The sequence below is a fragment of the Mycobacterium shunyiense genome, from assembly GCF_058270075.1.
This window is the reverse complement of the sequence record NZ_JBZDPU010000006.1, coordinates 71863-84219: the sequence shown is the minus strand read 5'-3', so window position 1 is coordinate 84219 and position 12357 is coordinate 71863. Positions and strand designations below refer to the sequence as shown.

11 protein-coding genes are annotated in these 12357 nt (G+C 66.9%); 3 read left to right on the top strand and 8 right to left on the bottom strand.

The window, feature by feature from the left end:
* Positions 1-3: 3 nt before the first annotated feature.
* The 7 genes from AC4ELH_RS04860 to AC4ELH_RS04830 are packed head-to-tail and all read right to left on the bottom strand — an operon-like array spanning position 4 to position 8401.
* The gene (locus AC4ELH_RS04860) at positions 4-990 is read right to left on the bottom strand and encodes a cyclase family protein (RefSeq protein WP_498883424.1); all 987 of its coding nucleotides are present in this window, start codon (positions 988-990) and stop codon (positions 4-6) included.
* A gap of 14 nt (positions 991-1004) precedes the next feature.
* A complete protein-coding gene (locus AC4ELH_RS04855) occupies positions 1005-1847 on the bottom strand; it encodes a coniferyl-alcohol dehydrogenase (protein ID WP_498883375.1) in 843 nt (280 codons plus the stop codon).
* 2 nt (positions 1848-1849) lie between these two features.
* Positions 1850-3157, bottom strand: a complete 1308-nt coding sequence (locus AC4ELH_RS04850) for an LLM class flavin-dependent oxidoreductase (RefSeq protein WP_064885406.1) — start codon at positions 3155-3157, stop codon at positions 1850-1852.
* The gene (locus AC4ELH_RS04845) at positions 3154-4938 is read right to left on the bottom strand and encodes an FAD-binding protein (RefSeq protein WP_498883374.1); all 1785 of its coding nucleotides are present in this window, start codon (positions 4936-4938) and stop codon (positions 3154-3156) included. Before AC4ELH_RS04845 ends, AC4ELH_RS04850 begins: the two co-directional genes overlap by 4 nt.
* Positions 4935-5879: a 3-carboxyethylcatechol 2,3-dioxygenase gene (locus AC4ELH_RS04840; RefSeq protein ID WP_082941787.1), complete on the bottom strand. Its 945-nt coding sequence runs from the start codon at positions 5877-5879 to the stop codon at positions 4935-4937. The genes AC4ELH_RS04845 and AC4ELH_RS04840 overlap by 4 nt, the downstream gene beginning before the upstream one ends.
* Positions 5815-7494: a bifunctional 3-(3-hydroxy-phenyl)propionate/3-hydroxycinnamic acid hydroxylase gene (locus tag AC4ELH_RS04835; protein ID WP_498883373.1), complete on the bottom strand. Its 1680-nt coding sequence runs from the start codon at positions 7492-7494 to the stop codon at positions 5815-5817. The genes AC4ELH_RS04840 and AC4ELH_RS04835 overlap by 65 nt, the downstream gene beginning before the upstream one ends.
* A complete protein-coding gene (locus AC4ELH_RS04830; protein WP_055116029.1) occupies positions 7487-8401 on the bottom strand; it encodes an alpha/beta fold hydrolase in 915 nt (304 codons plus the stop codon). Before AC4ELH_RS04830 ends, AC4ELH_RS04835 begins: the two co-directional genes overlap by 8 nt.
* Before the next feature lie 130 nt (positions 8402-8531).
* On the opposite strand from AC4ELH_RS04830, the gene AC4ELH_RS04825 reads away from it, so the two are divergent.
* The 3 genes from AC4ELH_RS04825 to AC4ELH_RS04815 are packed head-to-tail and all read left to right on the top strand — an operon-like array spanning position 8532 to position 11479.
* The gene (locus AC4ELH_RS04825; RefSeq protein WP_498883372.1) at positions 8532-9257 is read left to right on the top strand and encodes an IclR family transcriptional regulator; all 726 of its coding nucleotides are present in this window, start codon (positions 8532-8534) and stop codon (positions 9255-9257) included.
* Between the two features lie 12 nt (positions 9258-9269).
* On the top strand, positions 9270-10895 hold the full coding sequence (locus AC4ELH_RS04820) for an FAD-dependent oxidoreductase (protein WP_498883371.1): 1626 nt from the start codon (positions 9270-9272) through the stop codon (positions 10893-10895).
* 17 nt (positions 10896-10912) lie between these two features.
* Positions 10913-11479, top strand: a complete 567-nt coding sequence (locus AC4ELH_RS04815; protein WP_498883370.1) for a TetR/AcrR family transcriptional regulator — start codon at positions 10913-10915, stop codon at positions 11477-11479.
* Here the strand turns inward: AC4ELH_RS04815 and meaB are convergent.
* Entirely contained in the window at positions 11468-12346 is an 879-nt protein-coding gene (meaB, locus tag AC4ELH_RS04810; RefSeq protein WP_064885435.1) for a methylmalonyl Co-A mutase-associated GTPase MeaB, read from the bottom strand. The genes AC4ELH_RS04815 and meaB overlap by 12 nt on opposite strands.
* Positions 12347-12357 lie beyond the last annotated feature (11 nt).

The following is a 12357-nucleotide window of genomic DNA, read 5'->3' as shown; positions in this document are numbered from 1 at the left end:
TCCTCATTTGATCGCGATCGGACTGACCGGTGCACCCACGGCCCCGACGACCTTCAGCGGCGGTGCGATGAGCTGGAACTCGTAGACGCCGTCGGCGCGGCAGTCGGCTGCCAAGCCGGTCAGATCCCAGTACTCGCCGAGCATCAGGCCCATATCACGCAGGCACAGCATGTGCATTGGCAGGAACGTTCCCTCGATCCCATTTGCCGGATCAGGATCCTCGACCATGAGGTTGTCTGCGGCCACCGCGGCCACCTCGTGGTCGTGCAGCCATGAGGCGCAACGCCAGTCCAGGCCCGACCCTGGTTCGTGCCCATCGCCCGTCGAAAGGAAGCGGGTCCACCAACCCGTATGCACCACCACGATGTCACCGCGGCCGATCTGCACACCCTGCGCGGCCGCGACGTCATCGAGTTCAGCCGGCGTGATGGGTCGGCCGGGCTGACAAAAGACTTGCTCTCCTCGGTGAGCGACCACATCGAGCAACACCCCCCGCGACACGATGCCCTTACCGTCCACCTTGTCGATGCCGCAGTGATAGGCGCCGAAACTGGTCACCGAATCCGCCGGGAACCCGTTGTAGAGCTTGTCCTCGTAATAGACATGCGAGAGCGCATCCCATTGGGTGGCGGCCTGCAGCGACATGGTGATCATGTCATCGTTGAATCGAAACGGATTGTCCGCGAAGAACGAACTCAGCTCCTGTGCAACAGAATTGCGCGCCCACTCGGGTGCGTATCTGACCAGGGTCTCAGCGTCGCCACCGTCTACCGTCATGACGTGGACCGGGTTGAACCGGAACTTGAACGCGCCCTGCGGCCCGTTGGACCCGAAGTCTCCACCGAGTGAGATCACCTTGCCGCGTTTCACCAGCGAGGCCGCCTCGGCGACCTTGTCGGCCGTGATCAGGTTCAGGGTGCCGAGTTCATCGGCGTCGCCCCAACGACCCCAGTTCCGCACGTCGTCGGCGGCCTTGCGGAAGTCACGCATCGTCCCGGCCAAGCTCAGCTCCCCTGCTCGGTAGTCGCGGTGTCCACTACAGCATCGACCAGTGCCGACTCCCGCAGTGCGAGAATGCCGCCGTCGGCCCAGATCACCTGCCCGGTGACATAACTGGCGGCTGGGCTGCCCAGGAATGTCAACAACGACGCCTGCTCGGCGGCCTCGGAGTTGCGACCCAACGGCGTAGTGAACGAATCCAGGTATTGCTGACCGTACGCGGAGCGCAACTGGTCGAGGATCGGCGTTTGCGTCACCCCGGGTGCGGTGCAGTTGATCCGGATCCCGCGGGCACCGAGCTCGGCGACCCGCCGCATCCCGTAGAGGATCGTCGCCTCTTTGGACAACCGGTAACCACCGTCGGCCAGCGCCTCGGGATGGTCGGCACACCACTGCAGCCCGTCGTCGACCGATGCGGTCCGGACCAAACCCGCAGTGAGCGAACGGTTTTCCCGATACCCCGATGCCGCCAACGAGGACACCGAGGTGATCGATCCACCGACGGCGAGTCGAGGCTCCACCGCCTCGGTGAACTGCCGCGTACCCAGGAAGTTGATCCGCACCACCAGTAGTGGGTTGCCGATCCCCGAGGACACACCGGCCACGTTGAACAGGGCGTCGACCGGCCCGTCGACCGCACCGGCGGCACGGTCGACGGACGCCTGGTCGGCCAGGTCCAGTTCGACGAACGCATGGGGAAGATGTTCTGGCGGCCGGATGTCCAGCCCCGTCACCCGGGCGCCGAGCTCACCCAGTTGACGGGCGACCTCGGCTCCGATGCCAGACCCGCAGCCGGTCACCACGACGTGTTTCCCGTCGTAGCGCACCAACTCGTCCAGTGCGGTCACAGTCAGCCGGCAGTCTCGCGGGCAGTCTTCTCCGCCTGGGCTGCCTTGACCCGGCCCTCGTTGATCTCGGCCATCGCCTCGGGAATCTCACCGGCGGTGAACTTGTCGCGGCCGGTGGGCAGACCGCCGAAGGCGTAGGTCTCGTCGAACAGCGGGGCGTCGGACGGGCGGCGACGCGACTCGACCTTCTCGATCACCGGTTCGAGGCGCTTGGCCTTGTCCGCCACCGCCTTTGCGTCCCGCTCGATGAACTCGGGCAGGATCTCCTTGCCCATGATCTCGATCGATTCCATGGTGCCCTCGTGGCTGCGCGGGTTGAGCAGCAGGATGATCTCGTCCACTCCGCTGGCCTCGTAACCGCGCAGGAACTCGCGCACGGTGTCAGGCGAGCCGATGGCGCCACGTCCGGGACCATAGGCCAGCGTCGGATCCTCTTTGACCGCCTGCTCGTACCGCTCCCACACCTTGGTCCGGCCGGGGGTATGCATGCCGGTCAGGTAGTAGTGCATGATGCCGAAGGAGAAGAAGCCGCCGCCGATGCCAAGGCGCTTGAGTGCCTCGTCGTCGGAGCGGGCCACCATCATCGACAGGTCACCGCCGATGGCGAGGATGTTGGGGTTGATCGCCGGGGTGACGGGTGCGCCCTGCTCCTCGAACTCCTTGTAGTACCCGTCAACCCGCTCCTTCAAGGCTTCGGGACCGGTGTAGGCGAAGCTCAGCGCACCGATGGCCTTCTGAGCGGCCATCTGCACCGACGACGGGCGGGTGCAGGCCACCCAGACCGGCGGATGCGGGCTCTGCAGCGGCTTGGGGATGACGTTGCGGGCCGGCAGCTCGACATGCTCACCCTTGAAACCAGTGAACGGCGCCTCGGTCATACAGCGGATCGAAACCTCAAGGGCTTCCTCCCACATGGTGCGCTTGTCGGCCGGGTCGATGTTGAACCCGCCCAACTCGGCGACCGAGGAACCCTCACCGGTGCCGAACTCCACGCGCCCGTTGGACAGGTGATCGAGGGTGGCGACGCGCTCGGCGATCCGGGCCGGGTGGTTGATCGGCGGCGGCAGGTGCATCACCCCGAAGCCAAGACGAATGTCCTTGGTGCGCTGGCTCGCCGCGGCCAGGAACATCTCCGGCGCGGTGGCGTGGCAGTACTCCTCGAGGAAGTGATGCTCGGTGAGCCAGACGGTGGAGAAGCCGGCCTTGTCGGCGGCCTCCACCTCATCAAGCCCGTCCTGGAACAGCTGGTGCTCGTCATCGTCGGACCACGGCCGCGGCAGCGCGAACTCGTAGAACAGCGAAATCTTCATCGGTTTCCTCCTGAGGGGTTGCTGACGGTGTCCTGGACTGATTGGTTGGCGGCCGGTGAAACAGGCTGTTCGGCTTGGCGATCGGCGATGTGCCGGGCTGCCACATACCCGAAGGTCATCGCGGGTCCGATGGTCGCGCCCGCACCCGCATAGCTGCGACCCATGACTGCGGCCGAGACGTTGCCCACGGCGTAGAGCCCGTCCACGGCGGAATCGTCGGTGCGCAGGACCCGCGCGTTCTCGTCGGTGCGCAGCCCACCCGAGGTGCCCAGGTCGCCGAGGATGATCTGGAACGCGTAGTAGGGCGGCTTGCCGAGTGGACGCAGATTCGGGTTGGGCAGCGTCGGGTCCCCGTAATAGTTGTCGTACGCGCTGTCACCGCGGTTGAAGTCGTCGTCGTGCCCGCCGTGTGCCAACTGGTTGAACCGCTCGGCAGTGGCCTGCAGATTCTCTGCGGGCACACCGATCTTGCCGGCCAGTTCCTCCCAGCTGTGTGCCTCGACGACGACACCGGAATCCAGCCAGGCCGCAGGAACCTTGCGCCCGGTCGGAACCGGGGCGAACGGGATCTTCGGGATGGGCAGATGCCCACCCACCACATACCGGTGGAACGAGTCGATGTCGGTGACCAGCCAGCATGGGATGTGCCCTACCCCGGACTGCTGTCCTTCGATCATGGCGTGGGCGAAGTCCATGTAGGGAGCAGCCTCGTTGATGAAACGCTTGCCCTCGCCGTTGACCACGAACTGCGACGGCATCATCCGCTCGTTGAGCATGAACTGCAGCCGGCCGTCGGGCCAGCAGATGGCCGGGAACCACCACGCCTCATCGAGCAGTTCGGTGGCACCGCCGGCCTTCTCTCCGGCTCGGATACCGTCGCCCGTGGCAGCGGGATTGCCGAAACTCCAATCCTTCTCGAGCACCGGCAGATGCTCCTTGCGCCACGCGATGTCGTGGTCGAAGCCGCCGGAAGCGAGGATCACTCCCCCTGTGGCCCGGACCCGCAGCGCCTTGCCGTGCCTTTCGATGACGGCGCCGAGCACCGCTCCGTCGTCTCCGGTGATCAGCGAGGTCATCGGCGCATCCAGCCACAGTGGAATGTCGTGCTGCTTGAGCGCCAACCGCATCCGGGCAGCGAGCGACTGGCCGATCGCGGCCATCCGGTCACCGAATACCCGGGCCCGCACCATCCGCCAGATCAGCTTGAGCAACACGGCCTTACCGCGCCAGTTCTGCCGGATCTGGTAGAAGAGTCGAAGGTCTTTGGGGGCGAACCAGATTCCCTTTGGCGCCAGGGCCAGCGGGGCGAGCAGCTCCTGCTCGTGTTCGCCGAGCTTGCGCAGGTCGATCGCCGGGACGTTGATGGTGCTGCCCTGGGCGGAGCCACCCGGCAGTTCCGGGTAGTAGTCGGCGTAGCCCGGTTTCCAGACGAACTCGAACCATTCGCTGTTGCGCTCGAGGAAGTCCATCATCTCCGGCGCCGCCTCGACGTACTTGCGCAGCCGGGCATCGCTGACGGTGCCCTCGGTGATCTGCTTGAGGTAGTCGAACACGCCGTCCGGAGAGGGCACATGGCCGGCACGACGCTGTGACGGCGCCCCGGGCACCCAGATGCCTCCCCCGGACAGTGCGGTGGAACCGCCGAAGTGGGAGGACTTTTCGACCACGAGGGTCTTGAGACCGGCCGAGTCGGCCGCCAACGCGGCCGTCATACCACCGCCCCCGGACCCGATGACGAGCACGTCGACCGCTTCGTCGAACGTCTTGGTGTCTGAACTCATGCTGCGATTCCTACCGCCGTCCTGATTGCGAATCCTGCGATCAATTCCGGCGCCGCCCGGTAGAAGTGGTTTTCCGTCCGGTACGGCCCGTTGGCTGCCAGCGCTGCGAACGCAGCCACCCAGGTGCGGATCTCGTGCGCCGAGTTGCCCCCTTCGGTGGCGATGAAGGTATTGGACCAGCCGTCCAGATCGGCCAACCGGCCCTCGTCGAAGATCTCCAGCAGTCCGCGGTCCCAGTCGGGGTTCAACGGCCGCAGCGCACTGTCACCGTGGGCGAAATCGTGAGCCGCCTGGCTCACCGCGCTCTGCCGGGCCATGCGCTGTTCGGTGGTCATCGGGACCCCGTGCACGATGCGGTCCAGTGCCGCCGGCGGCGCGGTGGCCAGCGTCGGCACCGGCGGATCATGTGACAGGCCACCGGATCCCAGCACCAGCACCCGCTTGTCGAGGGTGGCCAGGTAGGCGCCGACGGCCGTGCCGAGGGCGCGCGACCGCGACAGCGGGCCGAGCGGCGTGGCCACGGAATTGATGAAGATGGGCACGATGGGACGCGCGGTCGCTTCACCGAACAGTTCCTGCAGCGGCTGCACGGTGCCGTGATCGACGTCCATGCTGGTCGAGATCGCAATGTCGACCCCGGACTCCCACACCGCCTCTGCGCACTGCTGGGCGATATCGCCGGCGACGTCGAGCGCACCCTCGTGCGTCCCGTAATCCCCGACTCCGGAGGCGGCGGTCCCGATACAGAACGGGGGCATCAACCGGTAGAAGAACCCGTTGTAGTGGTCGGGCGAGAACGTGACCACCAGCTCGGGGTCGTAGTCGGCAACAAACGCGCGAGCACTCCCGACCGCTGTTCCGATCTCCTCGAGGAGATCAGCCGATGGACCCGGAAGATTCAGCAGTGGGCTGTGGGACATACAGCACAGGGCTACCGGCATCGTTCACTCCTCCTTCCCGCACATGCAGTACGTCGAACACTGCGTCGCTCAGTTCCGGGGCGCGCTGGGCGATATCGGCGCCGGCGATGCACCGGTCCGGGCGCAGCACCAGCACCGATTCAGCGTGGACGTCGAACCAGGATTTGAGCGCACCCGTGCGGTCCCCCACGATCACAACGGAGCCGTCGTCGGCGTCCGCATCGTGCCCGCTCCAGAACAACTGCGTCTGCGGGCGGGCCGCGATGAACTTCGCGCCAAGGGCTTTCCAGCGCGCATAGGCCTGCTCGCCGAGCAATGCGCGCGGATTGTTGTTCCAGCACAGCACCGCGAAGTTCAGCCCGATCACGTCGTCGAGCAGCACACCTGCCTGCTCGCGGGTGTCGACCCGGGGCTGGATGAACAACGTGCCGGTCGGCGAGTCCGCCGTCGGCGGCTTCGGGTGGTAGACCGCCCCCTGGTCGTAGCGCGGCATCGGTTTGAACCGCATCTCCAGCACATAGCGCTTGAGCGCCGGAACCACCGATGCCCCGCGAATCAGCTTGTCCCGCACCATCGCAACCTTGCGATTGGTGGGCGAGATGACCCGGCCCACCAGGGTGGACAGGTCGATCATGGCCCGGGCGTGCTTGCGGCGCTCGCTGTCGTAGCTGTCCAGCAGTGCGTCGTCGGCCTGGCCGTTGACCACCGCGGCCAGCTTCCAACCCAGGTTGGCGGCGTCCCGGATGCCGCTGTTGTACCCCTGACCCTGCCACACCGGCATCAGGTGCGCGGCGTCGCCGGCCAGCATGAACCGGCCCTTGCGGAAGTTCCCCGCTATCCGGGAGTGGTGGGTGTAGACGCGACGACGGATCACGTCGACCTTGTCCGGATACGGGACGAACGGTGCCAACAGCCGCGCCACGAACTCGGGATCCTCAGCCTGCTCGTCAGTTTCGTCGGCGTGGATCATGAACTCGAACCGGCGAATACCGTGGGCGATCGAGATCGAGGCGTACGGTCGGTCCGGATCGGCACCGACCTCGCTGTTCGGGTGCCCCAGCGGATCATTTTCCAGATCGACCACCACCCAGCGGGTCGCTGAGGTGGTGCCGTCGAACGACACCCCCATCATGCCGCGGGTGGCGCTGCGTCCGCCGTCGCACCCGACCACGTAGCGCGCCTGCACGGCGGGCACGTCCGGGCCGAACTCGACGGTCACCCCGTCAGCCGTCTCCACCGCGGATTCCATCCGGCGACCCCAGGCCACCTGCACATGGTCGAACCGGTCCAGCCCGATCAGCAGCTGTGCGTCGACCAGTGGTTGGACGAAGCCGTTGCGCTTGGGCCAGCCGAATCGGGCGTCCGGAGGCGCCATTTCGGCCAGCAGCCTGCGGTTGCCGTCGTAGAACCGCAGGATCTGATTGGGCACGGTGTGCGGGAGGACCGCCTCGACCAGCCCGATGGACTGGAAGGTACGCAGCGACTCGTCGTCGAGTCCGACCCCGCGGGGATAGTCGATGAGAGTGTCGCGCTCCTCCACCACGAGGGTCCGGACACCCTGGATGCCAAGGATATTCGCCAGGGTCAGACCTACCGGCCCAGCGCCGACGATGAGGACGTCGACCTCGTCAGCCACGTTCGGACCCCAGCAGAAAGTCCAGGTGTAGCCGGTTGAACGTCTCGGGGTCCTCGTACTGCGGCCAGTGCCCGCAGTCCGGCATCACCTCGAACCGCGCACCGGGGATCATCGACGCGATCCGGCGGCCCTCGCTGACATCGGCGGTCGGGTCATCACTCGTCCACAACACCAGGGTGGGTGCTGTGATCGATCCGTATTCCTTCTCCCCCAGCAGGTTCCGCGCCCGGATCTCGGGATCCTGCAGAGCCATGATGTCGCTCATCGCGGCGACGAAACCGGGCTGGCGGTAGACCGCCTGACGACTCGCCACGATGTCGTCGTAATCCTTTGTCTTGTCGGCCATCAGCCACTTGATCCGGGCCTGCACCGTCTCCCAGGTCGGGTTCTCCGCGGCCGCCATCGACAGCGTGATGATCCGCTTCATCACCTCGGGGTCAGCCTGCGAGCCACCGGCCGTGTTGAGTACCAGACGGTCGACCCGGTCCGGATGATCCGCGGCGGCGCGGGCGGCCACCCAACCGCCAAGCGACTCACCCGAGATGTGGGCGCGCTGCGCACCGATGGTGTCGAGGAAACCGATGAGGTGATCGACATAGTGGGACACCTCGAGCGGGTGCCCCGGCTTGTCGGTGTAGCCGTGCCCGAGCATGTCGATCGACCACGTCGAGAAGTGCTCCGCGTGGGATTCCAGATTGCGCACATACGCCTCGGCATGTCCGCCCGACCCGTGCAGCAGCACGAGCACGGGCAGTTTCGGGTCACCGGCGTGCAGGTAGCGGGTACGGATTCCGCCCACATCGAGGTAGCCCTGCGAGAACGCGACGCCTTGGAGATCAGCCCAGACGCTCTCGTGTTCGGTGGCCGAAACGGAACCGGATGCCGGCCCGGCGGCTGTGCTTGTCATGTTCCCCTCTCCGGAGGTAATGAGAATGCTATTCTCCAAATTTGTAAGCACTTTGCTCATATAGTGCACATCAACGTGCATTATTATCAGAGCATCACTCTCGCGGTTCTATCTGTCAAGGAGGGGCGCGATGCCGGCCAAGGCAACCCCGTCGCAGGCACAATCGAAGACCGACGGCTCCCCCACCGGGGTGCCCGGTTCACAGACGTTGGCGCGCGGACTGAGCGCGCTCGCAGCCATCGCCGCAGCCCCGACCGGGCTCACCGTGCAACAGGTCGCCGACCATGTCGGAGCCCATCGCACGATCGCCTACCGACTGCTGGCCACCCTGAGCCAATTCCGCTATGTGGCAAAGGGGGAAGACGGTCGCTACCGGCCGGGCGCCGGGCTGGCAGCACTCGGTTCGTCGTTCGACAACAACATGCGTCAGCTCAGTGTCCCGACCCTGCGCGCACTCGCCGACGAGCTCGGCAGCACGGTGTCACTGCTGGTGGCCGAGGGCGATCAACAGGTGGCCGTTGCGGTGATCGTCCCGACGCAGGTGTTCTACCAACTGTCCTTCCACGAAGGCAGCCGTCACCCGCTGGAACTGGGCGCGGCCGGGGTGGCGTTGCTGGCGAGCATGCCGCCGCGCCCCGGTGAACGTGAACTGGTGCGGCAGACCCGCGAACGGGGCTGGGTGATCACCCACGGCGAGATCGAACCGAACACGTACGGCCTGGCCGTTCCCGTGCGCCGGCGCCTGCCGTCACCGCCCACCTGCATCAACCTCATCTCGCACCGTGAAGACGTCGTGATGGGCGGCAAGGACGCGGTGGTCCGGGCCGCGAACGAACTCTCGGCCATCCTGTACTGAAAGGGAAAGACATTGACCCGTACCGAAATTGACTGGGACGACGAAGTCGACGTCGTCGTGCTGGGCAGCGGCGGCGCCGGGCTCACCGCGGCGCTGACGGCATCGGCCAACGGCGCGTCGGTCGCGATCTACGAGAAGGCCCCGACCGTCGGCGGCACGACCGCGGTATCCGGCGGCATCGTGTGGATCCCCGCCCATGACCGCAGCACAGACGGACCGCTTCCCGTCTCAGACGCTGTGGACTACCTGCAGGCCCAGTCACTGGGCTACCTGGATGGCGACCTTGTGGACACCTTCGTCCGGACCGGTCCGGCGATGCTCGACTTCGTCGAGCAACACAGCGAGCTGCGCTTCGCCGTCGCCGAGGGCTTTCCCGACTACAAGCCCGAACTACCCGGCGGCCGTCCCGGGGGTGGCCGCTCACTGAGCGCAGGCCCGGTGGATCAGGGCAAGCTCGGCGCCTGGCGAGACCGGATCACGTCCTTCCCCGCCGATTTCAGCAATGTCGGGATCGACGCCGAAACTCGCGCCCGGATTCACGCCGTCCACGACGACCCGGACGCCGACCTGTGTGTGGCCGGCACCGCACTGATCGCGGGCCTGCTGCGGGGGCTGCTCGACCGGGGCATCCAACCGGTCACCGAGGCCCGCGCCGTCGAACTGATCGGTGACCACACCGGGATCGAGGGCGTGCGCATCAGCGTCGACGGGGCAGATATCACGGTGCGGGCCCGCAGCGGCGTCGTGCTGGCCACCGGCGGATTCGAATGGGACACCAAGCTGGTCGAGGCCTATCTGCGCGGGCCCATGCGCGGCGCGGTGTCACCACCGAACAACACCGGCGACGGGCTGCGGATGGCCATGGCACACGGTGCCGACCTGGCCAACATGGGTGAGGCGTGGTGGGTTCCGATCGTGCAGCTCCCCGGGGACACCATCGACGGCCATCCCCGTAGCCGTAGCGTGCGGCTGGAACGGACCCGGCCGCGCAGCGTCATCGTGAACCGGGCCGGCAAGCGCTTTCTCAACGAGGCGGGCGAATACAACTCGATGGCCGGGGCATTCCAGTACCTCGACCCCAAGCTCGGCTACGCCAATGATCCGGCGTGGATCGTGTTCGACTCCGTGCACCTGCAGCGCTACGGCTTCCTCGGCGTCGAACCCGGTGCCCCGGTGCCGGAGTGGTTCTGCGAGTCGGCCTCGCTCGCCGAGCTCGGCGCCAAGACCGGCATCGACGCCGAGGGCCTGGCCGCGACCCTGAGTCGCTGGAATGACAACGTCGCCGACGAGGTCGACCCTGACTTCGGCCGTGGGTCCAGCGCGTATGACGGGTACTGGGGCGACAACTCGGCCGCCACGCCGGCCGGCCAGACATTGGGGCCACTCGACACCGCGCCGTTCTACGCGGTGCCGGTCAAGATCGGCGCTATGGGCACCAAGGGTGGACCTCGCACCGACCGCGACGGTCGCGTCTTGCACGTCAACGGCGCGCCCATCCCCGGCCTGTTCGCGGCCGGCAACGCGATGGGCGGGGTGACCGGCAAGGCCTACGGTGGAGCCGGCGGCACCCTCGGCCCCGCCATGGTGTTCGGTTATCGCAGCGGCTACGCCGCAGCGACAGGCAAGTCGGTGAGCTGATCGGCTACGGTCGAATCGTGCTCGGGACCCCGCGCAGCGCGGCGCAGACCCGCATCCTCGATGCGGCTCTCGAGCTGATCGCCGACCACGGCGTCGGCGGTACCTCCCTGCAGATGATCGCCGACGCCATCGGTGTCACGAAAGCCGCCGTCTACCACCAGTTCAAGACCAAGGAAGCCATCGTCATCGCGCTGACCGAACGCGAACTCGGCCAGCTGGAAGAATCGCTGGAGGCGGCCGAGTCCGAAGGTTCACCAACCCGGGCCCGCGAAATCCTTCTCACCCGCGTGATCACGATGGCGGTCTCGCGTCGGCGTGCTGCCAGCACATTGCAATTCGACCCGGTCGTGGTGCGACTGCTGGCCGAACACGAACCGTTCCAGCAGTTCATCGACCGGCTCTACGCGGCGATGCTCGGTGACCAGTCCGGCGACGGTGCACGGGTCCATGCTGCGGTGTTGTCCGGGGTGATCAGTGCCGCGGTGATGCATCCGCTGGTAGCCGATCTCGACGACGACGCGCTGCAGACCGAACTGCTGTCCACCATGCGACGGGTGATCGGGCTCCCCGACTCAGCGGGCTGAGTCGGCGATCAGTTGCGCTGCCGCCGTATAGGGATCGGTGGTGCCGTCGGCCACCGCCGCCGCCAGCCCGTCCAACTCGTCATGGTTACGCAGTAACGTCTGGGCCAGTGACAGGATCTGGGTGCGGGCCCGGGCGGTGCGCCGCTCAGCGGTGTCGGCGCGGTGATGGGCATCGATGGCCTCGACCAGCTCGGCCAGGCCCTCCCCCTGTGCCGCAACCAGTTTGAGCACCGGCACGGTGGCCTCGGCCCGCAGATCGCGGGCGGTCTGATCGGCGCCCTCGCGATCGGCCTTGTTCACCACCACCAGATCGGCGACCTCCAACAGGCCGGCCTTTGCGGCCTGGACGGCGTCGCCCGCACCGGGATTGAGGATCACCACGGTCGGGTCGGCGATCGCGGCGATCTCGATCTCGGACTGGCCGACACCCACGGTCTCCAACACGATCAGGTCGTAGGCCAGAGCGGCCAGCAGCCGGATCGCCGCGGGTACCGCCGCAGCCAGCCCGCCCAGATGCCCACGGGTGGCCACCGAGCGGATCAGCACGTCGGGATCGTTGATGTGGGCGGCCATCCGGATCCGATCCCCGAGCAGCGCGCCGCCGCTGTACGGCGATGACGGATCGACGGCGAGCACCGCGACCCGCAGGCCACGCTCCCGGTAGGCGCCGACCAGGGCGCCGACCGTTGTCGACTTCCCCGCGCCGGGCGGTCCGGTGATTCCGATGACGCGCGGCGACGCGGGGCCGAGCACCGCGAGAACCTCACCGCGACGGTCGCTTTCGACCAGGCTCAGCAGACGCCCGACAGCGCGCTGGGACCCACCGCGCGCTGCGGCGATGAGCTCTTCGATGTTGTGCTTCGTCATCACGGTCGACA